This is a genomic window from Pantoea sp. X-Soil-MYKO-1785, from assembly GCF_059730675.1.
In genome coordinates this window covers 194,398-217,161 of the sequence record NZ_AP036000.1, presented here as the reverse complement: position 1 = coordinate 217,161, position 22,764 = coordinate 194,398, and the positions used below count along the sequence as shown (strand labels likewise).

Sequence of the window (22,764 nt, the reverse complement as noted above, 5' to 3'; positions counted from 1 at the left end):
CAGACGGGTGTTGCAGGGGGAATTTCAGGATCTCAGCAAAAATTTCAGCGATCTGCAGACGTAAAAAAACCCCGCACTTCCGTGCGGGGCTTCTTCACTTGTTTGATGCCTGGCAGTTCCCTACTCTCGCATGGGGAGACCCCACACTACCATCGGCGCTACGGCGTTTCACTTCTGAGTTCGGCATGGGGTCAGGTGGGACCACCGCGCTACAGCCGCCAGGCAAATTCTTTGTGCTCTGTCCTGTGTCTTCTGTGCTGATGCTGCGTTGGCCGCCCTCGCGCTACTCCGTCACATACGTCAGTATGCTCCTTCGTATCGCTCGGTTGCCGCCTTGCCTCAGCGCAGAATCCTGCGGACCTGAATCCGCGGGACACAACTTTATCCGTCACAAGCTGAAAATCTGTCTCTCAAAAACGCCTCTGGCGTTGTAAGGTTAAGCCTCACGGGTCATTAGTACCGGTTAGCTCAACGCATCGCTGCGCTTACACATCCGGCCTATCAACGTCGTCGTCTTCAACGTCCCTTCAGGACCCTTAAAGGGTCAGGGAGAACTCATCTCGGGGCAAGTTTCGTGCTTAGATGCTTTCAGCACTTATCTTTTCCGCACTTAGCTACCGGGCAATGCCATTGGCATGACAACCCGAACACCAGTGGTGCGTTCACTCCGGTCCTCTCGTACTAGGAGCAACCCCCCTCAATTCTCCAGCGCCCACGGCAGATAGGGACCGAACTGTCTCACGACGTTCTAAACCCAGCTCGCGTACCACTTTAAACGGCGAACAGCCGTACCCTTGGGACCTACTTCAGCCCCAGGATGTGATGAGCCGACATCGAGGTGCCAAACACCGCCGTCGATATGAACTCTTGGGCGGTATCAGCCTGTTATCCCCGGAGTACCTTTTATCCGTTGAGCGATGGCCCTTCCATTCAGAACCACCGGATCACTATGACCTGCTTTCGCACCTGCTCGAGCCGTCACTCTCGCAGTCAAGCCAGCTTATGCCATTGCACTAACCTCACGATGTCCGACCGTGATTAGCTGACCTTCGTGCTCCTCCGTTACGCTTTAGGAGGAGACCGCCCCAGTCAAACTACCCACCAGACACTGTCCGCACCCCGGATCACGGGGCCACGTTAGAACATCAAACATTAAAGGGTGGTATTTCAAGGTTGGCTCCACGCGGACTGGCGTCCGCGCTTCAAAGCCTCCCACCTATCCTACACATCAAGGCTCAATGTTCAGTGTCAAGCTGTAGTAAAGGTTCACGGGGTCTTTCCGTCTTGCCGCGGGTACACTGCATCTTCACAGCGAGTTCAATTTCACTGAGTCTCGGGTGGAGACAGCCTGGCCATCATTACGCCATTCGTGCAGGTCGGAACTTACCCGACAAGGAATTTCGCTACCTTAGGACCGTTATAGTTACGGCCGCCGTTTACCGGGGCTTCGATCAAGAGCTTCTCCTTACGGATAACCCCATCAATTAACCTTCCGGCACCGGGCAGGCGTCACACCGTATACGTCCACTTTCGTGTTTGCACAGTGCTGTGTTTTTAATAAACAGTTGCAGCCAGCTGGTATCTTCGACTGGCTTCGGCTCGGGGAGCAGGTCCCTCCACCTACGCGCCAGCGTGCCTTCTCCCGAAGTTACGGCACCATTTTGCCTAGTTCCTTCACCCGAGTTCTCTCAAGCGCCTTGGTATTCTCTACCTGACCACCTGTGTCGGTTTGGGGTACGATTTTGTGTTACCTGATGCTTAGAGGCTTTTCCTGGAAGCAGGGCATTTATCACTTCAGCACCGTAGTGCCTCGTCGTCACGCCTCAGTGTAAAGTGAACCGGATTTGCCTGGAACACACACCTACACGCTTAAACCGGGACAACCGTCGCCCGGCTGATATAGCCTTCTCCGTCCCCCCTTCGCAGTAACACCAAGTACAGGAATATTAACCTGTTTCCCATCGACTACGCCTTTCGGCCTCGCCTTAGGGGTCGACTCACCCTGCTCCGATTAACGTTGAACAGGAACCCTTGGTCTTCCGGCGAGCGGGCTTTTCACCCGCTTTATCGTTACTTATGTCAGCATTCGCACTTCTGATACCTCCAGCAGCCCTCACAGGCCACCTTCGACGGCTTACAGAACGCTCCCCTACCCAACAACACATAAGTGTCGCTGCCGCAGCTTCGGTGCATGGTTTAGCCCCGTTACATCTTCCGCGCAGGCCGACTCGACCAGTGAGCTATTACGCTTTCTTTAAATGATGGCTGCTTCTAAGCCAACATCCTGGCTGTCTGTGCCTTCCCACATCGTTTCCCACTTAACCATGACTTTGGGACCTTAGCTGGCGGTCTGGGTTGTTTCCCTCTTCACGACGGACGTTAGCACCCGCCGTGTGTCTCCCGTGATAACATTCTTCGGTATTCGCAGTTTGCATCGGGTTGGTAAGCCGGGATGGCCCCCTAGCCGAAACAGTGCTCTACCCCCGAAGATGAGTTCACGAGGCGCTACCTAAATAGCTTTCGGGGAGAACCAGCTATCTCCCGGTTTGATTGGCCTTTCACCCCCAGCCACAGGTCATCCGCTAATTTTTCAACATTAGTCGGTTCGGTCCTCCAGTTAGTGTTACCCAACCTTCAACCTGCCCATGGCTAGATCACCGGGTTTCGGGTCTATACCCTGCAACTTAACGCCCAGTTAAGACTCGGTTTCCCTGCGGCTCCCCTATACGGTTAACCTTGCTACAGAATATAAGTCGCTGACCCATTATACAAAAGGTACGCAGTCACCCCCATAAAGAAGGCTCCCACTGCTTGTACGTACACGGTTTCAGGTTCTGTTTCACTCCCCTCGCCGGGGTTCTTTTCGCCTTTCCCTCACGGTACTGGTTCACTATCGGTCAGTCAGGAGTATTTAGCCTTGGAGGATGGTCCCCCCATATTCAGACAGGATACCACGTGTCCCGCCTTACTCATCGAGCTCACAGCCTGTGTGTTTTTGTGTACGGGAGTATCACCCTGTACCCTGCGACTTTCCAGACGCTTCCACTAACACACAAGCTGATTCAGGCTCTGGGCTGCTCCCCGTTCGCTCGCCGCTACTGGGGGAATCTCGGTTGATTTCTTTTCCTCGGGGTACTTAGATGTTTCAGTTCCCCCGGTTCGCCTTGCAGCACTATGTATTCATGCTGCAATGATGCACTGAGTGCACCGGGTTTCCCCATTCGGACATCGACGGCTGTAGCGGTTCATATCACCTTACCGTCGCTTTACGCAGATTAGCACGTCCTTCATCGCCTCTGACTGCCAGGGCATCCACCGTGTACGCTTAGTCGCTTAACCTCACAACCCACAGGCGTTTTTCAACGCTGCGTGCTGCAAGCATTTGAGAGACTCGAACGCATCGCCTTGTTATTCCCTATTACGGAGGAATAACGCGCTGCGTCGTTTCAATTTTCAGCTTGTTCCGGATTGTTAAAGAGCAATATCTTAAACATGACTCGTAAGTCATCTTTAAGATATGTGGGCAACACCTTTCACCTGTCACCAAGCAAGTGGCGTCCCCTAGGGGATTCGAACCCCTGTTACCGCCGTGAAAGGGCGGTGTCCTGGGCCTCTAGACGAAGGGGACATTTAAGCCTGCTTCGCAAGACGCTTTGCTCATTACTTTTCTATCAGACAATCTGTGTGAGCACTTCGCGGGAAGGTATCTTCAGGTAAGGAGGTGATCCAACCGCAGGTTCCCCTACGGTTACCTTGTTACGACTTCACCCCAGTCATGAATCACAAAGTGGTAAGCGCCCTCCCGAAGGTTAAGCTACCTACTTCTTTTGCAACCCACTCCCATGGTGTGACGGGCGGTGTGTACAAGGCCCGGGAACGTATTCACCGTGGCATTCTGATCCACGATTACTAGCGATTCCGACTTCACGGAGTCGAGTTGCAGACTCCGATCCGGACTACGACGCACTTTGTGAGGTCCGCTTGCTCTCGCGAGGTCGCTTCTCTTTGTATGCGCCATTGTAGCACGTGTGTAGCCCTACTCGTAAGGGCCATGATGACTTGACGTCATCCCCACCTTCCTCCGGTTTATCACCGGCAGTCTCCTTTGAGTTCCCGACCGAATCGCTGGCAACAAAGGATAAGGGTTGCGCTCGTTGCGGGACTTAACCCAACATTTCACAACACGAGCTGACGACAGCCATGCAGCACCTGTCTCAGCGTTCCCGAAGGCACCAAGGCATCTCTGCCAAGTTCGCTGGATGTCAAGAGTAGGTAAGGTTCTTCGCGTTGCATCGAATTAAACCACATGCTCCACCGCTTGTGCGGGCCCCCGTCAATTCATTTGAGTTTTAACCTTGCGGCCGTACTCCCCAGGCGGTCGACTTAACGCGTTAGCTCCGGAAGCCACTCCTCAAGGGAACAACCTCCAAGTCGACATCGTTTACGGCGTGGACTACCAGGGTATCTAATCCTGTTTGCTCCCCACGCTTTCGCACCTGAGCGTCAGTCTTCGTCCAGGGGGCCGCCTTCGCCACCGGTATTCCTCCAGATCTCTACGCATTTCACCGCTACACCTGGAATTCTACCCCCCTCTACGAGACTCAAGCCTGCCAGTTTCAAATGCAGTTCCCAGGTTAAGCCCGGGGATTTCACATCTGACTTAACAGACCGCCTGCGTGCGCTTTACGCCCAGTAATTCCGATTAACGCTTGCACCCTCCGTATTACCGCGGCTGCTGGCACGGAGTTAGCCGGTGCTTCTTCTGCGGGTAACGTCAATCGACGCGGTTATTAACCGCATCGCCTTCCTCCCCGCTGAAAGTACTTTACAACCCGAAGGCCTTCTTCATACACGCGGCATGGCTGCATCAGGCTTGCGCCCATTGTGCAATATTCCCCACTGCTGCCTCCCGTAGGAGTCTGGACCGTGTCTCAGTTCCAGTGTGGCTGGTCATCCTCTCAGACCAGCTAGGGATCGTCGCCTAGGTGGGCCATTACCCCGCCTACTAGCTAATCCCATCTGGGTTCATCCGATAGTGAGAGGCCCGAAGGTCCCCCTCTTTGGTCTTGCGACGTTATGCGGTATTAGCCACCGTTTCCAGTGGTTATCCCCCTCTATCGGGCAGATCCCCAGACATTACTCACCCGTCCGCCACTCGTCACCCAAGGAGCAAGCTCCTCTGTGCTACCGTCCGACTTGCATGTGTTAGGCCTGCCGCCAGCGTTCAATCTGAGCCATGATCAAACTCTTCAATTTAAGTTTGATTTGCTTAAACAAGTTAAGCGGTGCTCATCTGTAAAACGTCATAATGAATTTCATTATGTGTTCACTCGTGAGACTTGATATTTTTTACGTCCGGAGACGCTGATATCAATCCTGCGAGTGCCCACACAGATTGTCTGATAAATTGTTAAAGAGCAGTGCGAACAGCGGGTTAACCGTCTGTCGCGAGGAGGCGTATATTACGCTTTCCTCCCTCAGAGTCAACTTCTTTTTCAGAAGTTTTCTCCGGCGGCGCAGTCTCCTGTGCCTTTCAACCCGGCGGCGTTAAGCCGTTGTTCCGTGTCGATGGAGGCGCATTATAGGGAGTTCGCGCGGGCTGACAAGCGTTTATTGCAAAAAGATTACCGTTCGAAGTAATTTTCATCAAATCGCGTTATTTCGCTACGATTTGCCTGATAACTGTGCAAAATCATTGGCAAAACGGCTGACCTGTTGCCAATCGGTGTACTCCACTTCTTTAGTAGAATCAGTCTCGCCACCGGTCATTCGCATAATCAGCTGAATCATGATGCGATCAAACCAGCGATAACGCGGGTAATAGAGCGCACCGGCAAACACCGCACAGCAATCTGGCCGCCACGGAGACTGTGATAAGAACTTCTGGGTATAGGCATTGGTTTCCGGGGAACGCTTCTCGGGTTTACGCGCCGTCAGGTTCACCGAGAAGAAACCACTGGCACGCTGCTGCAATTCGCGCAAATGCTGCTTAACAAATGCATCAACCACCGGCTGGAAATGACCGTAGCGAATCGAGGCCCCAATCAGCACCCGATCATACTGTGCCCAGTCAGGCGAAGTGGCATCCTGGATATTCAGCACATCACAGTTTTGCTGCTGACCGATCTGCTCAGCGATATAAGAGGCGATTTTTTGCGTTTGTCCGTCACGGGTCGAGTAGAGAATCAGCGCTTTCATTTCAGCATCCTTATTAATTACTCACGCCAGAACGTCGGCGTGAACAGCACCAGCAAGGTAAAGACCTCGAGACGCCCGAATAGCATGGTGGAGATCAATATCCACTTCGCCACATCATTCATTGAGGTGAAGTTATCCGCGACCACCCCGAGACCGGGGCCGAGGTTGTTCAGCGTGGCGGCGACGGCAGCAAAGGCCGAGAAGTCATCTACGCCGGTGGCGATGATTGCCAGCATACTGATCAGGAACACCAGCGCATAGGCTGAGAAGAATCCCCAGACTGCTTCGAGGATACGCTCCGGCAGCGCCCGGTTGCCCAGCTTGATGGTGTAAACCGCATTCGGGTGGACCAGACGTTTAAGCTCCCGGTTACCCTGCTTGCACAACAGCAGGATACGAATCACCTTCAGGCCACCACCGGTTGAACCGGCACAGCCACCAATAAAGGCGGAGCACAGCAGCAGAACCGGCAGGAACAGCGGCCAGCGCGCGATGCTGTCGGTGGTAAAACCGGCGGTAGTCGCCATAGAAACCACCTGGAAGAACGCCTGATTCAGCGTCTGCCAGCCACTGGCGTAGACATTGTGGAACCAGAGCACCAGTGTGCAGATCAACACCAGCGTCAGCTGAACGCCGATAAACATCCGTAACTCCGGGTCACGCCAGTAGACCCGCAGATTACGGCCACTCAGCATGGCAAAATGCAGACCGTAGTTACAGCCGGATATCAACAGAAACACCGCTACGATGGTATTAATGGTACCGCTATTAAAATAGCCGATGCTGGCATCATGGGTGGAAAATCCGCCGATGGCGATGGTCGAGAAGCTATGGCCAATCGCATCAAAGGCCGGCATCCCCGCCAGCCACAAGGCCAGCGCACAGGCCACCGTCAGCAGCACGTAGATCAACCACAGGGTCTTGGCTGTTTCAGCAATGCGCGGCCGCATTTTGTTATCTTTCAGCGGTCCCGGCATCTCAGCGCGATAGAGCTGCATCCCCCCCACGCCCAGTATCGGTAATATCGCCACCGCTAAGACGATGATCCCCATACCGCCGAGCCATTGCAGCATTTGCCGATAGAACAGAATCGCCTTTGGCAGTGAATCCAGTCCGACCAGGGTAGTGGCACCGGTAGTCGTCAGGCCAGAGAACGATTCGAAGAACGCGTCGGTAACCGACAGGTGCGGCTGTTCGGCAAAGATAAACGGCATGGCTCCCACGCTGCCCAGCACCGTCCAGAACAGCACCACAATCAAAAACCCTTCGCGTGGCTTGAGCTCTGTCTTCTGTTTGCGGTTCGGCCACCACAGCAGCGAGCCGATCACCAGCGCCATCATAAACGTCTGGCTAAAGGCCCGACCGGCACCATCGCGATAAATTAATGCGACCAGGCCGGGCAAAATCATCGTCACTGAAAAGAGGATCACCAGCAGACCGACTATGCGGGTAATGGCGCGAAAGTGCATTCAGCCGTTCCTTTAAATAAAAGAGAAGAACATCAAGGTGTGAGCGGGATAAGCGCTAACGCGCCCCGACTAAAGTCTGACAGATTTTGCTGGAATCCGTCGATTTGTCCATAAGGCACGGCCAGCGTCAGGACTATGCGGTCCTGATACTGGCTGTCTGTGACCTTGCCTTCAAAGCGCTGCACCAGCCGTTCGATATCGCTGAGCTGCGCGTAGTCGCATTGCAAAGTGAATAGTTTCATCGGCACTTTACGCTGGCGCGCCAGTTGTTTAAGCCCCTGCTGCACCCCGCCGCCATACGCTTTCACTAAGCCGCCCGTGCCCAGCATGATGCCACCGTAATAGCGCACCACCACCGCGGTGATTTCACCGATACCGGCACCCATCAGCTGCGCCAGCATCGGTTTTCCGGCGGTGCCGGAAGGCTCACCATCGTCAGAGAAACCCAGCTGTTGTGAATCATCTGGCGCGCCAGCCACCCACGCCCAGCAGTGGTGACGCGCAGCAGGATGTTGATGCCTGACCTGCTGAACAAACGCCCGTGCCGCCTCCGCGCCGTCGGTGTGAGCCAGCAGCGTAATAAAGCGACTCTTTTTTATGGTCTCCTCGCTGACGCTTAACGCCACTGCGGGAATATCATAGGCGTCCATCAGGCCAGATGCAGATCGCGGGTCATGTTTTCAACGCGATGCGCATGGATCACCACGTTATCTTCAATACGGATTCCACCGTAAGGTCTGAGTGCCTCGATCGCCTGCCAGTTAAAATGCTGGCTGAACCGGCCTTCACGCAGCGGCGTCAGCAACGAGTCAATAATATAGAAGCCTGGCTCGATGGTTAATACCATGCCGGGTTGAAGCACACGCGTGCAGCGCAGATAAGGATACTGCGCCGGTGCCGCAAGATGGGTACCCTGCTCATCCTGCATAAACCCGGCGACGTCATGCACCTGCAGGCCGAGCGGATGCCCTAATCCATGCGGCATGAACGGACCGGTCAGGTCTTCCGCTACCAGTGCCTCTTCACTGATGCCCTGCACCAGCTCGAACTTCAGCAGCAGTCTGGCAATACGCTGATGCATCTGCAGATGATAATCGGTGTAACGCACGCCTGGCTTCAGAGTCGCGATCAGCGCCAGCTCTTCCGCATTCATCGCCTCGACCATCCGCGCATACAGCGAACTACTCTGCGCCGCGTAGCTGCGGGTTAAATCAGCGGCATAGCCAAGATATTCGGCGCCCGCGTCAATTAAAAAACTGTGGCGCTTTGCCGGCGGCTGATGATCCAGACGGGTGTAATGCAGCACCGCCGCGTGTTCATTCAGCGCAATGATGTTGCCGTAAGGCACATCGGTGTCGCGATGACCGGTGGCTGTCAGGTAAGCCTGATTGATGTCAAACTCGCTTAGCCCGGCAGAAAAAGCCTCTTTGGCGGCGCGATGTCCAGCCACGGCCAGTTTCTGCGCCTGACGCATACAGGCCAGCTCATATTCGGTCTTGATGCTGCGATGGTAATGCAGGAAATCGATCACCGCTTTGGGATTGATATTGCCGGAGCTGATACCGAGCTGCGCTGCACGCGCATTTACCGGGCCAATATAGGCGACATTCTCACGCTGAGCTGGCAACAGCTGCGCAATCTCATCCGCATTTTTCAGGCCAATGACCTCAATATCAGCGGTCCAGAAGCTATCCGGCAGCGGTTCAACGTTGTGCCAGTAGTCCACCGGAGAGTAAAACCACAACTTTGGTTTATTGACCCCATCAACCCACAGCCAGCAGTTCGGCACCTGCGTTACCGGCACCCAGGCTTTAAACTGTGGATTCACCTTGAAGGGATAGGTGTGGTCATCCAGAAACACCGTCAACAACTCACCGGAATGGATCAGCATCGCATCCAGTTTATTGTGTGCCAGCACCTGCTGCGCCCGTTGCTGCAACGTGGCGATATGCGCGTGATACAAGGTCTTCAGGGAATCCATTGACGTCTCTCCAGTGTCGCGAAATGGCCGCAGTTTAGCATAACCCTTAAGCGGATGCCGTGTTGAGAGCGGCTGTGATCTTGTTAGCAAATAAGCAAAGAGCCGTTTGCAAAAAATCAACATCACTCCCACACTCTCGATCATCTGGTATGACCAGATCACTTTTCCGCGGTTTCAGGAGACGCACATGCTCTACCAAGGCGCTAACCTTTCTCTTCACTGGCTGGACGATGGCATCGCCGAGCTGGTTTTTGATGCCCCTGGCTCGGTCAATAAGCTTGATACGCAAACCGTCGCCAGCCTGGGCGAAGCCATTGCAGTGCTGGAGCAGCAGCCTGACCTGCGCGGTGTGCTGCTCAGCTCGGCTAAACCGGCCTTCATTGTCGGTGCTGACATCACCGAATTCCTCTCACTGTTTGATGCACCGACCGAAAAACTGAGTCAGTGGCTGAGCTACGCCAACAGCATTTTCAACCGGCTGGAAGATTTACCGGTGCCGACGCTGGCCGCCATCGATGGCTATGCGCTGGGTGGTGGATGTGAATGCGTACTGGCAACCGACCTGCGCGTTGCCACTGCCGATGCCCGCATTGGCCTGCCGGAAACGAAACTCGGGATCATGCCAGGCTTCGGCGGCAGCGTTCGTCTGCCGCGTCTGCTGGGAGCCGATAGCGCAATGGAGATCATTGCCGCCGGTAAAGACGTCGACGGAAACGCGGCGCTTAAACTTGGTCTGGTCGATGCGGTGGTCGAACGCGATAAACTGCGTGAGGCCGGCATCACCATGCTTAAAGCCGCGGCGCTGGATGGTAGCTGGCGTGCGCGCCGGGCACCGAAACTGGCACCGCTGAAACTGAGCCCGATTGAAGCGGCGATGAGCTTCACCCTTGCCAAAAGTATGGTGATGCAGACCGCGGGCAAACATTATCCAGCGCCGCTAATGGCGGTGAAAACCATTGAAGCGGCTGCCGGTCTTGGCCGTGAAGATGCACTAAAACTGGAAAATGCCGCTTTTGTTCCGCTGGCGCAGTCTGACGAAGCGCGGGCGCTGGTTGGCATCTTCCTCAACGATCAATACGTTAAAGGGCTGGCTAAAAAACGCAGCAGCGAAAGCGGCGCGCCAACGCAGGCGGCCGTACTGGGTGCCGGTATTATGGGTGGCGGCATCAGCTACCAGTCAGCCTGGAAAGGTGTGCCGGTCAAAATGAAGGACATCAATCCCCAGGCCCTGACGCTCGGGATGAACGAAGCCAGCAAGCTGCTTAATAAGCTGCTGGAGCGCGGCAAAATTGACGGCAATAAGCTGGCCAGCGTGATTGCGACCATACAGCCAACGCTGGATTACGCCGGTTTTGAGCACGCTGACGTGGTGGTCGAAGCGGTGATCGAGAATCCCCTGATTAAAGCTAAAGTGCTGGCCGAAACCGAACAACACCTGCGTAACGATGCCATCCTGGCCTCCAATACCTCCACCATTCCCATCAGTCAGCTGGCACAGGCGCTGCAACGTCCGGAAAATTTCTGTGGCATGCACTTCTTTAATCCGGTGCCGCGTATGCCGCTGGTCGAAGTGGTGCGTGGCGAGAAAACCAGTGAAGCGACTGTGAGCAAAGTGGTGGCCTGGGCCAGCAAAATGGGTAAAACCCCGATTGTGGTCAATGATTGCCCCGGCTTCTTCGTCAACCGGGTGCTGTTCCCGTACTTCGCCGCCTTCAGCCTGCTGCTGCGCGACGGTGCCGACTTCCGTCAGATTGATAAAGTTATGGAAAAACAGTTTGGCTGGCCAATGGGACCGTCGTGGTTGCTGGATGTGGTCGGCATTGACACCGCGCATCATGCGCAAAGCGTAATGGCGGAAGGTTTTCCACAACGCATGAAGCACGATTATCGCGATGCGATCGATCTGCTGTTTGAGGCCGGTCGTTTCGGTCAGAAAAATGGCAAAGGCTTCTGGCGCTGGGAAACCGACAAAAAGGGCAAACAGAAAAAAGTGGCGGACAGCGAGGTCGACACGCTGCTGCAACAGGTTTGCCAGCCTAAGCGGGTCTTCAGCGACGAAGAGATCCTCAATCGCATGATGCTGCCGATGCTAAATGAAGTGGTGCGCTGCCTGGAGGAGAAAATCATCGCCTCGCCGGCAGAAGCGGATATGGCGCTGGTGTACGGTCTCGGCTTCCCGCCTTTTCGCGGCGGCGCCTTCCGCTACCTCGACACGCTAGGCAACAGCAATGTGGTCGATCAGGCCCGGCGCTACAGTGCACTCGGTGGCCTGTATGAATTGCCTGAACTGCTGGTGCAAAAAGCGCATCAGCATCAAAGCTGGTATCCCGCCGCCAAACCAATTGACGAAGCCGCGCTGAAAAGCGCCTGAGGGCAAGAATATGGAAAATGTGGTGATTATCGATGCGGTCCGTACGCCGATGGGTCGTTCAAAAGGCGGTGCTTTTCGTCATGTACGTGCCGAGGATCTTTCCGCCCATCTGATGCGTGAGCTGCTGAGCCGCAACCCGGCGGTCAATCCTGCCACGCTGGATGACATTGTCTGGGGCTGCGTGCAGCAGACGCTGGAACAGGGGTTTAACATCGCACGTAACGCCGCCCTGCTGGCGGAAATACCGCACTCGGTACCGGCTACCACCGTCAACCGCCTGTGCGGCTCATCGATGCAGGCACTGCACGATGCGGCCCGCGCCATTATGGTCGGCGATGCGCACAGCTGCCTGATTGGCGGGGTAGAACATATGGGACACGTGCCGATGAATCACGGCGTTGACTTTCATCCGGGCCTCGGCCGCACCGTCGCCAAAGCGGCGGGGATGATGGGCCTGACCGCTGAAATGCTGGCGCGTATGCACCACATCAGCCGCGAGCAGCAGGATGCGTTTGCCCTGCGCTCGCACCAGCGCGCCTGGCAGGCAACCCAGCGCGGTGATTTCAAAGCGGAGATCGTCACCACCGCCGGCCACGACAGCGATGGCATCCTCAAACGTTACGATTATGATGAGGTCATCCGTGAAGAGACCAGCGCCGAGGGGCTGGCGGCTCTGCGGCCGGCGTTTGATCCGGTCAATGGCACGGTGACCGCAGGCACCTCGTCAGCCCTGTCCGACGGCGCGGCCGCGATGCTGGTGATGAGCGAATCCCGCGCCCGCGAACTGGGGCTGACCCCACGAGCCCGCATCAGAAGTATGGCGGTGGTCGGCTGCGATCCGTCGATCATGGGCTACGGCCCGGTGCCGGCCAGCAGGCTGGCGCTGAAACGTGCCGGTCTGAGCGTCAATGATATTGACGTGTTTGAACTCAATGAGGCGTTTGCCGCACAAACCCTGCCCTGCATAAAGGATCTGGGTTTGCTGGATCGGCTGGATGAGAAGGTCAATCTGAATGGCGGTGCGATTGCGCTGGGTCACCCGCTGGGCTGTTCCGGAGCACGTATCAGTACCACGCTGCTTAACATTATGGCGCGACGCGATGCGCAGTTTGGTCTGGCGACCATGTGCATCGGTTTAGGTCAGGGCATCGCCACCGTATTCGAGCGTCTGTAATACGTTGGGTCACTTCTTTGTCCGATTTACCCGCCCGTGATGGGCGGGTTTTTTCTTTTGGCTTGTCGTCGATCAGATGAAGGCGAAAGCATCACCATACATCTGCGATTCCAGCGCACCGCGTTCGGCGCAGAAGCGATCGCGTGCGATCTTGGCCATCTCGAAACGGCCAGCAATGTAGATCTCATGCTCGCTCAGCGTGCTGAAATCCTGCATTACCGCGGTTAATACCGTACCCGAACGTCCCTGCCAGCCCGCTTCCGGCTGCTCGACCACCGGAATCACCTTCAGGTTGGGGTGTTTCACCGCCAGCGCATCCAGCTCATCAAGATCGTACAGATGCTTCAGCTCACGTCCGCCCCAGTAAATGGCGATATCACGATCCGGCTGCTGCGCTAACGCGGTCAGCAGAATGGAACGGGCATAGGAGAAGCCGGTACCGCCGGCGATCAGGATCAACGGTTTGCTGCTCTCTTCGCGCAGCCAGGCGTCACCGTGCGGCATGTCGACGGTGATCTGGCGATCGTCACGAATGCGATCCATCACCGCCATGGCGTACAGGTTGAGATCGGACGCACCGATGTGCAGCTCAATGATATCCTTTTCCATTGGCGTTGAGGCCAGTGAGAACGGGCGCTTATCACGCTCATCCATCACCACCATCAGATACTGTCCCGCGCGAAAACTGAAATCCGCTTCCGGAATCAGGCGAACGCGATACACCGTGTCGGTAATCGCTTCAACTGAAGTTACTTTACAGCTTAACGTTGTCATGCGTTCCCTCTGTCGGGTCGTCTTTATGGTTGTGCTCGCCATCAACGCTGTGGCGGCTGATCAAAAATACCTAACTCATCCCAGATAGCATCAATGCGCGCGGTAATCGCAGGATCTTTCACGATTGGCGTGCCCCATTCGCGCTGCGTTTCGCCCGGCCATTTATTGGTCGCATCCATCCCCATCTTCGACCCCAGCCCGGAAACCGGTGAGGCGAAATCGAGGTAGTCGATCGGCGTATTTTCCACTAATACCGTGTCACGCGCCGGATCCATGCGGGTAGTAATCGCCCAGATCACATCATTCCAGTCACGCGCATTAACATCATCGTCACACACAATAACAAATTTGGTGTACATGAACTGCCGCAGAAATGACCAGACGCCAAACATTACCCGTTTGGCATGCCCGGCGTACTGCTTTTTGATGGTTACCACCGCCAGCCGGTAGGAACATCCTTCCGGCGGCAGATAGAAATCGACAATTTCCGGGAACTGCTTGATCAGAATCGGCACCAGCACTTCATTCAACGCCACCCCCAGTACGGCAGGCTCATCCGGCGGACGGCCGGTATAGGTCGAGTGATAGATTGCCTGATGTCGCTGGGTAATGTGCGTCACGGTAAAGACCGGGAAGCTATCTACTTCATTGTAGTAGCCCGTGTGGTCGCCGTAAGGCCCTTCGGGTGCCATGTCACCCGCCTCGATGTAACCCTCCAGCACGATCTCCGCGCTGGCGGGCACTTCCAGATCGTTCGACAGGCATTTCACCACTTCGGTTTTATTGCCGCGCAGCAGACCAGCAAACGCATATTCTGACAGCGTATCCGGCACCGGCGTTACCGCACCGAGAATAGTCGCGGGGTCAGCACCGAGCGCCACCGAGACCGGAAAACGTTCGCCCGGATGCGCTTTGCTCCACTCCTGAAAATCGAGCGCGCCGCCACGGTGCGACAGCCAGCGCATAATCAGCCGGTTTTTGCCGATCACCTGTTGACGGTAAATGCCGAGATTCTGCCGCTCTTTATGCGGACCGCGGGTGACGGTCAGACCCCAGGTAATCAGCGGCGCGGCATCGCCCGGCCAGCATTTCATCACCGGAATGCGCGACAGATCGACCTCATCACCGCTGAACACCACTTCCTGGCAGGGCGCATTGCGCAGGCGTTTAGTCGGCATGTTGAGCACCTGTTTAAACTGCGGCATCTTATCGAACAGATCGCGAAAGCCTTTTGGTGGCTCCGGCTCTTTCAGAAACGCCAGCAGTTTGCCCACTTCCCGCAGGGCACTCACCTCTTCCTGGCCCATCCCCATGGCGACGCGCTTTGGCGTGCCAAACAGGTTACACAGCACCGGCATATCATACCCTTTTGGGTTTTCAAACAGCAGCGCGGGGCCGCCAGCACGCAGCGTGCGGTCGGCGATTTCGGTCATTTCCAGGACGGGATCAATCGATTGCTTAATTCTTTTTAACTCACCGCGCTGTTCGAGCAGCGCGAGAAAGTCTCTTAAATCGTGATATTTCATGCGGCTTTAGCTTTCCGGCCAGAGTGAATCGGCCATTATAGGGCTGATTATGCGGTTGTGTTGAGGTTTATGCGGCAACCTTAATCACAGCGAAAAGGCACCAGCGGCTGGAGCGCGCCGGTATCGTGATAAGCCTGAATCGGCTCGCCGTGGCGGAACACCTTAAAATCTTCGTTGCGCACACTGTGATAGCGTAGCCGATCGTCATGCAGATGCAGAAAGCTGCCTTCACGCAGCGCAATTACCGACTCGGACGGGTTGACGGCACAGAATTCAGCCAGCCGCTCGTCACGTGTTTCGCCCATATGACCGCTGACGCTGGCATCGATATAGTGAGGATTGATCTGCACCGGGAACAGCCCCAGCGCAGGCAGCACCACGCTGCTACGCACCGGCATATCATTGGTGGTGCGAATCGACGGCGTGGCTACATTACAGCCGGCGCTCCAGCCGACATACGGCACCTGCCGTTCACGCACCGCGCGCTGTATCGCCACGATTAAGCCCTGCTCATGCAGCATCTGATTCAGCAACCAGCTATTGCCGCCGCTGACTAAAATCAACTCAGCCTGGGCGATTGCCTCAGCCGGTGAGGTAAAAGCGTCAACGGTGCGCACCGGAATGCCCAACGACGCACTGAGATCGGCAGCGCGCTGCGCATGGTCGCACCGGATAATGGCGTAAGGAATCAGCACCGCCGAACGGATAGCACGTCGGGCAATCATGGCGTGTAACTGCGGCTGAGCGTAACCCAGAAGCGGCGCATCATCCGCCAGCTTGCCGTTGCTTAACAAAAAGAGTTCCATCAGATGATCCTTTTCGCCGGTATGATGGCCATCGAGTCTGATACAGAGCAGGGTAAAACGTCAATTTCCAATCGCCTTTTCTGTCGCTATCCGGCATCTTAAGAAAAGTCTCACTTTATTTTCTGCGCGCTGCGCTTTTCCCCTGCCCGATGCGCTATAACTCTGGCAGCAGGTTTGCTATTCTTAGCGTCCATTCGATGGGAGCGGTTATGGAATCCTGGTATTTACTCTATTGCAAACGTGGTCAGCTATTGCGCGCGAAGGAGCATCTGGAGCGGCAAGAAGTGAATTGCCTCAGCCCAATGATCGCTCTGGAAAAGATCGTGCGCGGTAAACGCACCACGGTGAGTGAGCCGCTGTTTCCTAACTATCTGTTCATCGAATTCGATCCGGAAGCGATTCATACCACCACCATCAGCAGTACGCGCGGCGTCAGCCACTTTGTGCGTTTTGGTACTACGCCCGCCACGGTGCCGCCAGCGGTGATTGAAGCGCTGGAAACCGATGTCCCGCAAATACTGCTCGATCCTGAAACGCCACAAATCGGCGATGAAGTTGTCATCACCGAAGGGACGTTTGAAGGGCTGCGCGCTATCTTTGCCGAGCCGGATGGCGAAACCCGTTCGATTCTGTTGCTCAACCTGCTGAATAAACAGGTGATGCGCAGCGTGGATAACAAACAGTTCCGTAAGATCTAAACCAGTCGGAACAGCGTCCGCGCATTGTGATCAACGCAGGCCGCCAGCGCCTCGCTGCTTTCGCCACGCCATGTCGCCACCTGTTGCACAATATGCGGTAAGAAGCACGGCTCGTTACGACGTGAAGTCGGACGCGGTCGCATATCGCGCGGCAATAAATAGGGCGAGTCGGTTTCAAGCAGTAACTTATCGGCCGGGATCAGCGGCAGCATTTCACGCAGTGCAAGCCCACGACGTTCATCACACACCCAACCGGTAATTCCTATCGATAATCCCAGCGCCAGGCACGCTTCCAGTTCATCGCGCGTGCCGGTAAAGCAGTGAATCACTGCACCCGGCAGTTTTGGCAGCCACGGCGCCACGATCGCCGCAAAGCGCGCATGGGCTTCGCGGCAGTGCAGAAACACCGGCATATTCAGTTCGGCTGCCAGCGCCAGCTGCGCCTCAAACGCATACTCCTGCTGCTCATGGGCTGACAGGTTGCGGTTAAAATCGAGCCCGCACTCGCCGATAGCCACCACTTCCGGCTTCTCCGCCAGCCGACGCAGCGTGCTGGCGATCTCCGTTGACCATTCGCTGGCGTGGTGCGGATGTACGCCCGCAGTAGACCAGCAGAAGCCCGGCTGATCTTCAGCCAGTTTCTGAGCCTGCTGGCTCTCCAGCGCATTGGTGCCGGTAATCAGCATGCCGGTGACGCCCGCTTCACGCGCGCGTTTTACCACCTTTGGCCGGTCGGAGGCGAATTGCGTGCTGGTCAGGTTTACACCGATATCAAACATAATTTTTCCCACAGTTTACTAAACAAAAACCGCCCCGGAGGGCGGTTCGGATTGATCTCTGCCCGCCAGAGCGGGAGCTGAAGATCGCGTCAGGATTCGGTGTTATGTTCCTCATCCTGTGCCCGGCGGCCTTTCCCCACATAGTATCGGGAAAAGAATACGCCGACTTCAAACAGGCAGTACATCGGAATAGCGAGCAAAGTTTGGGAAAAAACGTCCGGCGGCGTCAGTAACATGCCGACCACGAAGGCCCCAACCAGAATATAGGGACGTTTCTTTTTCAGATCGTCCGGGCTGGTGATACCAGTCCAGCACAACAGTACAATCGCTACCGGCACTTCAAACGCCACGCCAAACGCCATAAACAGCGTCATGACAAAATCGAGGTATTTGGTAATGTCGGTCGCCATGGTGACGCCAATCGGCGCGGTTTTGGTAAAGAAACCAAACGCCAGCGGGAAGACGACAAAGTAGGCAAATGCCACACCGATATAGAACAGAAAGGTGCTGGAAAACAGCAGCGGCATTACCAGTTTACGTTCATGGCGATAGAGCGCAGGCGCAATGAACGCCCAGACCTGATAGAGGATCACCGGCACCGCCAAAAATACCGACACAATAATCGTCAGTTTAATCGGGGTGAAAAACGGCGAAGCCACATCGGTGGCGATCATGCTGGAGCCGATCGGCATCTGACTGATGAGCGGTGCCGCCACCAGTTGATAGATATCGTTGGCAAAATAAACCAGCGCCAGGAATATCACTAAAACGGCGATGATGCAGTTCAGCAGTCGCTTACGCAGCTCAATCAGATGACTGATGAGCGGTTGGGTATCTTCAACGGCCATTATCGTTCATCACTTGCAGAAGAGGGGGAAGCGGAAGGGCGCGTAGTGGCGGCGTCAGGTTTGCTGGCTGACGCCGTGTCAGCACGGGCCGGTGCCTGAGCTGGTGCGCTAACTACAGTCGCGGCCGGCTGCCCGGCTGATGCTGTTTCCACCGACGGTGCCTGAGCTGGCGCGCTAACTACAGCCGCGGCAGGCTGCCCGGCTGATGCCGTTTTCACCGACGGTGCCTGAGCTGGCGCGCTGGCCTGATGATCAGCCGCCGCAGGCGTGCCTGACGGCGACGCAGTGCCGGCCGCTGCCGGATGTCCTTCCGGCTGGTCCACCAGAGGCGGCGCCGGTCGGTGCTGTGGCGAGTGAATGGTGTTGGCTTCGTCTTCCTCTTTTTCAATGTCGATGCTCTGGCTGACCGAGCGTTTCATTGAATCCGCAGTCTTACGCAGCTCTTCCATTGACTCTTTCAGCTCCGGCGACAGTGTCCCGCGGCCCGCTTCTTCCACTTTTTTCAGGCTGTCCTGCAGCTCCTGCAGTTTCAACTCCTGCGCCAGTTCGTTTTGCACATTGGCTGCCAGCGAACGAATCGCCCTGATCCAGCCGACCACGGTTTTCACCGCAACCGGTAAACGTTGTGGGCCGAGTACAATCAGCCCGATAACGAACACCAATACCAGTTCACTAAAACCAATGTCGAACACGGTTTACACCTGCTTGTCGTTCTTAACTTCTTCTTTAGTAGCCGAAGTTTGCTGTTTGTCCGCCAGCGTTTTGGCGCTGAAGTCAGCGTCCTGCTCTTTCGGTTGTTCCTTTTTTTCGTCCTCATCGCCCATGGCTTTTTTGAAGCCACGAATCGAGGAACCCAAATCCGAACCCAGATTGCGTAATTTATTGGTACCGAACAGAAGTACAACAATCACGGCAATAATTACCAATTGCCAAATACTGATACCGCCCATGAGATAGCCTCTAATATTCTGTGAAAAACGATGGGGTAATGCACCACAGAGCGCCCTTATCAACCCGGGCCTGAGCCAGCGACATTACCGTGTTTTTGGCTGAAGTGACAATCAGTTTGTCTTACGCCAGCCGATTAACCATGAGACGATGCCCGCTGCCATTAATACCGCCGGAAACAGGTCCCAGTCCGGTCGCGAAAGCAGCACTGCCGTGCCGCTGAGCAGCAGGGTTGCGCCTACGCCAAACAGGTAGCGTGCCTGGTGGTGCCGGGTACGCTGCGCATTAAGATCGCCCGCTAATTTGTCAACGCTGTGCCGCAAAAGTTTATGCTGGCGCAGGCTGTCATAAAACAGCTCCGGCAACTCCGGTAACTTTTCGGCCCAGAACGGCGCTTTCTCTTTAACCGCGCGAATGATGGCGGGCAGACCGACCTGATCTTTAATCCACTCTTCAAGGAACGGCTTGGCGGTCTTCCACAGGTCGAGCTGTGGATAGAGCTGACGGCCGATACCTTCCACATACAGCAGAGTCTTTTGCAGCAGCACCAGCTGCGGCTGGACTTCCATATTAAACCGACGCGCGGTATTGAACAGATTCAGCAGCACGTGACCGAAGGAAATCTCAGCCAGCGGCTTTTCAAAAATCGGCTCACAGACGGTGCGAATCGCAAATTCAAAATCTTCGACGTTGGTATCGGGTGGCACCCAGCCAGAGTCAACGTGCAGCTCCGCCACCTTGCGATAGTCGCGGTTAAAGAAGGCAATAAAGTTTTCAGCCAGATAGCGCTTATCTTCTTTGTTGAGCGACCCGACAATCCCGCAGTCGATGCCGATATATTGCGGATCTTCCGGATGCTCATAGCTGACAAAAATATTGCCGGGATGCATGTCAGCATGGAAGAAACTGTCGCGGAACACCTGGGTGAAGAACACCTGCACCCCCCGCTCTGCCAGCAGCTTCATGTTAACCCCGTGCCGCTCCAGCGTGGCGACGTCCGAAATCGGAATGCCGTAAATACGTTCCATCACCATCATGGTTTCGCTGCAGTAGTCGGAATAGACTTCCGGCACATACAGCATCCGGCTGTCTTCAAAATTGCGGCGTAGCTGAATAGCGTTCGCGGCTTCGCGTAACAGATTCAGCTCATCAAGCAGGGTCTTTTCGTAGTCGCGCACCACTTCAACCGGCCGCAGACGACGACCATCAGGCAGTAAACGCGGCACCCAGCGCGCCAGGCGATAGATCAGCTTCATGTCAGCTTTGATCACCGGCAAAATATCCGGGCGAATGACTTTGATCACCACTTTCTTGCCGGTCGACTTCAGCGTTGCGGTGTGAACCTGAGCAATCGACGCGGATGCCAGCGGCTTGATATCAAAATCATCAAACCAGGTTTCAATCGGTGCACCCATTGACGCTTCAATCTGCGCTTTGGCTTTAACGCCATCAAACGGTGCAACCCGGTCCTGCAGAATGGCCAGCTGATCGGCGATCAGCGGCGGGAACAGGTCCCGGCGGGTCGACAGCATCTGACCGAACTTAATCCATACCGGGCCCAGCTGCTCCATCGCCATCCGCATGCGAGCGCCGGTCGGTTCATTCTGATGCAGATTGGGTAACCAGAAAATACAGCGACGCCATAGGCGAAGCGGAAGAGTAAGGCGCGTGTTGGGAATCAGTTCATCAAGGCCGTAGGTCAAAAACACCTTCATGATCAAATATAAGCGGCGGATCTCTCCAAAACTCATTTTGCCTCCAGCTGCGCCAGACGCGCATTAAGCGCCTCAAGCGAACGTTCCATCGCGTCGACCTCCTCGGAAAACCAGGCTAATTCGAGCGAGCCTGGCGCGACACGCCACTCTTCGGTCAGTGCCTGACCGAGGTAATCCTGCCGACGCCCGACTTCGCCTTTTAGCTGGCGAAAGACCCGTTGTGCGCCCTGACTGATGCCCTGTGCCGCAATATCGCCGACCCACGGTGCCAGGTATTCCGCCGGATCCAGCTCGGCCAGATCCATCAGCGCGGAAAACTGCTGCACTACCTGCAAATCACCTTCTACCTGCAACTCACCACTGCGAATCAGCGGCGTCAGTTGCTGGCGATCGCGCAGCTTCGGCAAAGTTTTCAGTGAAGTAATCACCGTGCAGTCGCTGGTATCCTGCCAGTCAGCCACCACATCCAGCTGCTGCTCACTGAATACCAGTACCAGCGGATGAGAAAACTCGCTCAGACGCAGCATCAGGACCTTACCGGTCAGACGTTGCCGTGCCGCCTTCAGGCCGCGATCGCGATACAACATGCGGTTCAGCGCTGTTTCCAGGCCCGCGGTAATCAAGGGCGTTAGGTTCATCACCATCTCACTCAGAACTTAAATCCACGGTGTAAGGCCACAATGCCGCCGGTCATATTGGAGTAAGTGGTATTTTCAAAACCGACGTCGTTCATCATCGCTTTCAACGTTTCCTGATCGGGATGCATGCGGATCGATTCGGCCAGATAGCGATAGCTCTCGGCGTCCTGCGCTACCAGCTGCCCGATACGCGGCAGAATGTGGAACGAGTAAGCGTCATAAGCTTTGCTCAGCGGATCAATCACCGGTTTGGAGAATTCCAGTACCAGTAACCGCCCGCCCGGCTTCAGCACACGGAACATGGAGGCCAGCGCCTTCTCTTTTTCCGTTACGTTGCGTAAGCCGAAGGAGATGGTGATGCAGTCGAAGTAGTTATCCGGGAACGGCAGGGCTTCTGCGTTGGCCTGCACGTAGCTCACGTTGCCGACTACGCCGAGATTGCGCAGCTTTTCACGGCCCATCTTCAGCATCGAACTGTTGATATCGGCCAGTACTACCTGACCGGTTTCGCCCACCAGGCGAGAAAATTTAGCCGTCAGATCGCCGGTTCCGCCGGCCAGATCCAACACGCGTTGACCGCGACGTACGCCGCTGCTGTCAATTGTAAAACGCTTCCAGACTCGATGGACGCCAAAGGACATCAAATCGTTCATCAGGTCATATTTTGCCGCTACGGAGTGAAACACATCCGCGACTTTGTCGGCTTTTTCGCTTTTGGCGACCGTCTGAAAGCCAAAATGGGTGGTTTCCTGCTGTGATTCATCTGCCATCGGTTTTACCTGCTCCACAAACAATACTTCCCGAAGTGTATCAGAGTCACGGAAGCCAGGCACGCTGCG

At 55.6% G+C, this 22,764-nt stretch carries 17 protein-coding genes, 1 tRNA gene and 3 rRNA genes; 3 read left to right on the top strand and 18 right to left on the bottom strand.

Features of this window, described 5'->3' with window-relative positions; genetic code table 11:
* Positions 1 to 107 precede the first annotated feature (107 nt).
* The 8 genes from rrf to pepQ form a co-directional block, all read right to left on the bottom strand.
* Positions 108 to 223, bottom strand: a 5S ribosomal RNA gene (gene rrf / locus AC6I8D_RS00980).
* Between the two features lie 209 nt (positions 224 to 432).
* Positions 433 to 3,339, bottom strand: a 23S ribosomal RNA gene (locus AC6I8D_RS00975).
* 213 nt (positions 3,340 to 3,552) lie between these two features.
* Positions 3,553 to 3,628: transfer RNA gene (locus tag AC6I8D_RS00970), tRNA-Glu, on the bottom strand.
* A gap of 86 nt (positions 3,629 to 3,714) precedes the next feature.
* A 16S ribosomal RNA gene (locus AC6I8D_RS00965) occupies positions 3,715 to 5,256 on the bottom strand.
* Together the 16S, 23S and 5S rRNA genes with 1 tRNA gene alongside form the textbook arrangement of a ribosomal RNA operon.
* 408 nt (positions 5,257 to 5,664) lie before the next feature.
* Positions 5,665 to 6,198, bottom strand: a complete 534-nt coding sequence (hemG, locus tag AC6I8D_RS00960; protein ID WP_497819525.1) for a menaquinone-dependent protoporphyrinogen IX dehydrogenase — start codon at positions 6,196 to 6,198, stop codon at positions 5,665 to 5,667.
* A gap of 17 nt (positions 6,199 to 6,215) precedes the next feature.
* A complete protein-coding gene (gene trkH / locus AC6I8D_RS00955; RefSeq protein WP_094120821.1) occupies positions 6,216 to 7,667 on the bottom strand; it encodes a Trk system potassium transporter TrkH in 1,452 nt (483 codons plus the stop codon).
* Positions 7,668 to 7,699: 32 nt separating this feature from the next.
* Entirely contained in the window at positions 7,700 to 8,317 is a 618-nt protein-coding gene (locus AC6I8D_RS00950; protein WP_312057569.1) for an IMPACT family protein, read from the bottom strand.
* Complete coding sequence (gene pepQ, locus AC6I8D_RS00945; RefSeq protein ID WP_312057570.1) at positions 8,317 to 9,648, bottom strand: Xaa-Pro dipeptidase; 1,332 nt, start codon at positions 9,646 to 9,648, stop codon at positions 8,317 to 8,319. The genes AC6I8D_RS00950 and pepQ overlap by 1 nt, the downstream gene beginning before the upstream one ends.
* A 187-nt stretch (positions 9,649 to 9,835) precedes the next feature.
* On the opposite strand from pepQ, the gene fadB reads away from it, so the two are divergent.
* Both fadB and fadA read left to right on the top strand, forming a co-directional pair.
* Complete coding sequence (fadB, locus tag AC6I8D_RS00940; protein ID WP_497819524.1) at positions 9,836 to 12,019, top strand: fatty acid oxidation complex subunit alpha FadB; 2,184 nt, start codon at positions 9,836 to 9,838, stop codon at positions 12,017 to 12,019.
* A gap of 10 nt (positions 12,020 to 12,029) precedes the next feature.
* Positions 12,030 to 13,193 carry an acetyl-CoA C-acyltransferase FadA gene (gene fadA, locus AC6I8D_RS00935; RefSeq protein WP_497819523.1) on the top strand — a complete coding sequence of 388 codons (1,164 nt, stop codon included), beginning with the start codon at positions 12,030 to 12,032 and terminating at the stop codon, positions 13,191 to 13,193.
* 72 nt (positions 13,194 to 13,265) lie between these two features.
* Here the strand turns inward: fadA and fre are convergent, their stop codons facing one another.
* The 3 genes from fre to pepE all read right to left on the bottom strand — a co-directional run bounded on the left by fre (position 13,266) and on the right by pepE (position 16,299).
* Positions 13,266 to 13,967 carry an NAD(P)H-flavin reductase gene (gene fre / locus AC6I8D_RS00930; protein WP_031375011.1) on the bottom strand — a complete coding sequence of 234 codons (702 nt, stop codon included), beginning with the start codon at positions 13,965 to 13,967 and terminating at the stop codon, positions 13,266 to 13,268.
* Between the two features lie 41 nt (positions 13,968 to 14,008).
* Entirely contained in the window at positions 14,009 to 15,493 is a 1,485-nt protein-coding gene (gene ubiD / locus AC6I8D_RS00925; protein ID WP_046289563.1) for a 4-hydroxy-3-polyprenylbenzoate decarboxylase, read from the bottom strand.
* A gap of 80 nt (positions 15,494 to 15,573) precedes the next feature.
* A complete protein-coding gene (gene pepE / locus AC6I8D_RS00920; protein ID WP_497819522.1) occupies positions 15,574 to 16,299 on the bottom strand; it encodes a dipeptidase PepE in 726 nt (241 codons plus the stop codon).
* 209 nt (positions 16,300 to 16,508) lie between these two features.
* Here pepE and rfaH point away from each other — a divergent pair, with 209 nt between their 5' ends.
* Positions 16,509 to 16,997: a transcription/translation regulatory transformer protein RfaH gene (gene rfaH, locus AC6I8D_RS00915; protein ID WP_031375013.1), complete on the top strand. Its 489-nt coding sequence runs from the start codon at positions 16,509 to 16,511 to the stop codon at positions 16,995 to 16,997.
* Here rfaH and tatD read toward each other — a convergent pair.
* From tatD to ubiE, 7 genes are all read right to left on the bottom strand, one after another.
* Positions 16,994 to 17,776, bottom strand: a complete 783-nt coding sequence (gene tatD, locus AC6I8D_RS00910; protein ID WP_312057630.1) for a 3'-5' ssDNA/RNA exonuclease TatD — start codon at positions 17,774 to 17,776, stop codon at positions 16,994 to 16,996. The two genes, rfaH and tatD, sit on opposite strands and share 4 nt — an antisense overlap.
* A gap of 89 nt (positions 17,777 to 17,865) precedes the next feature.
* Positions 17,866 to 18,624 carry a Sec-independent protein translocase subunit TatC gene (gene tatC, locus AC6I8D_RS00905; RefSeq protein ID WP_312057631.1) on the bottom strand — a complete coding sequence of 253 codons (759 nt, stop codon included), beginning with the start codon at positions 18,622 to 18,624 and terminating at the stop codon, positions 17,866 to 17,868.
* The gene (tatB, locus tag AC6I8D_RS00900; RefSeq protein ID WP_497819521.1) at positions 18,624 to 19,316 is read right to left on the bottom strand and encodes a Sec-independent protein translocase protein TatB; all 693 of its coding nucleotides are present in this window, start codon (positions 19,314 to 19,316) and stop codon (positions 18,624 to 18,626) included. Before tatB ends, tatC begins: the two co-directional genes overlap by 1 nt.
* Before the next feature lie 3 nt (positions 19,317 to 19,319).
* A complete protein-coding gene (tatA, locus tag AC6I8D_RS00895) occupies positions 19,320 to 19,574 on the bottom strand; it encodes a twin-arginine translocase TatA/TatE family subunit (RefSeq protein WP_312759264.1) in 255 nt (84 codons plus the stop codon).
* A 111-nt stretch (positions 19,575 to 19,685) separates the two neighbouring features.
* Positions 19,686 to 21,323 carry a ubiquinone biosynthesis regulatory protein kinase UbiB gene (ubiB, locus tag AC6I8D_RS00890; protein ID WP_312759262.1) on the bottom strand — a complete coding sequence of 546 codons (1,638 nt, stop codon included), beginning with the start codon at positions 21,321 to 21,323 and terminating at the stop codon, positions 19,686 to 19,688.
* Positions 21,320 to 21,925: a ubiquinone biosynthesis protein UbiJ gene (gene ubiJ / locus AC6I8D_RS00885; protein ID WP_312057634.1), complete on the bottom strand. Its 606-nt coding sequence runs from the start codon at positions 21,923 to 21,925 to the stop codon at positions 21,320 to 21,322. The genes ubiB and ubiJ overlap by 4 nt, the downstream gene beginning before the upstream one ends.
* 11 nt (positions 21,926 to 21,936) lie before the next feature.
* Positions 21,937 to 22,695 carry a bifunctional demethylmenaquinone methyltransferase/2-methoxy-6-polyprenyl-1,4-benzoquinol methylase UbiE gene (ubiE, locus tag AC6I8D_RS00880; protein WP_031375019.1) on the bottom strand — a complete coding sequence of 253 codons (759 nt, stop codon included), beginning with the start codon at positions 22,693 to 22,695 and terminating at the stop codon, positions 21,937 to 21,939.
* Between the last annotated feature and the right edge of the window lie 69 nt (positions 22,696 to 22,764).

Bases quoted from the DNA above. Each gene is read 5' to 3' on its own strand.
- hemG (WP_497819525.1), bottom strand. From the start codon at position 6,198: ATGAAAGCGCTGATTCTCTACTCGACCCGTGACGGACAAACGCAAAAA.
- trkH (WP_094120821.1), bottom strand. From the start codon at position 7,667: ATGCACTTTCGCGCCATTACCCGCATAGTCGGTCTGCTGGTGATCCTC.
- AC6I8D_RS00950 (WP_312057569.1), bottom strand. From the start codon at position 8,317: ATGGACGCCTATGATATTCCCGCAGTGGCGTTAAGCGTCAGCGAGGAG.
- pepQ (WP_312057570.1), bottom strand. From the start codon at position 9,648: ATGGATTCCCTGAAGACCTTGTATCACGCGCATATCGCCACGTTGCAG.
- fadB (WP_497819524.1), top strand. From the start codon at position 9,836: ATGCTCTACCAAGGCGCTAACCTTTCTCTTCACTGGCTGGACGATGGC.
- fadA (WP_497819523.1), top strand. From the start codon at position 12,030: ATGGAAAATGTGGTGATTATCGATGCGGTCCGTACGCCGATGGGTCGT.
- fre (WP_031375011.1), bottom strand. From the start codon at position 13,967: ATGACAACGTTAAGCTGTAAAGTAACTTCAGTTGAAGCGATTACCGAC.
- ubiD (WP_046289563.1), bottom strand. From the start codon at position 15,493: ATGAAATATCACGATTTAAGAGACTTTCTCGCGCTGCTCGAACAGCGC.
- pepE (WP_497819522.1), bottom strand. From the start codon at position 16,299: ATGGAACTCTTTTTGTTAAGCAACGGCAAGCTGGCGGATGATGCGCCG.
- rfaH (WP_031375013.1), top strand. From the start codon at position 16,509: ATGGAATCCTGGTATTTACTCTATTGCAAACGTGGTCAGCTATTGCGC.
- tatD (WP_312057630.1), bottom strand. From the start codon at position 17,776: ATGTTTGATATCGGTGTAAACCTGACCAGCACGCAATTCGCCTCCGAC.
- tatC (WP_312057631.1), bottom strand. From the start codon at position 18,624: ATGGCCGTTGAAGATACCCAACCGCTCATCAGTCATCTGATTGAGCTG.
- tatA (WP_312759264.1), bottom strand. From the start codon at position 19,574: ATGGGCGGTATCAGTATTTGGCAATTGGTAATTATTGCCGTGATTGTT.
- ubiB (WP_312759262.1), bottom strand. From the start codon at position 21,323: ATGAGTTTTGGAGAGATCCGCCGCTTATATTTGATCATGAAGGTGTTT.
- ubiJ (WP_312057634.1), bottom strand. From the start codon at position 21,925: ATGAACCTAACGCCCTTGATTACCGCGGGCCTGGAAACAGCGCTGAAC.
- ubiE (WP_031375019.1), bottom strand. From the start codon at position 22,695: ATGGCAGATGAATCACAGCAGGAAACCACCCATTTTGGCTTTCAGACG.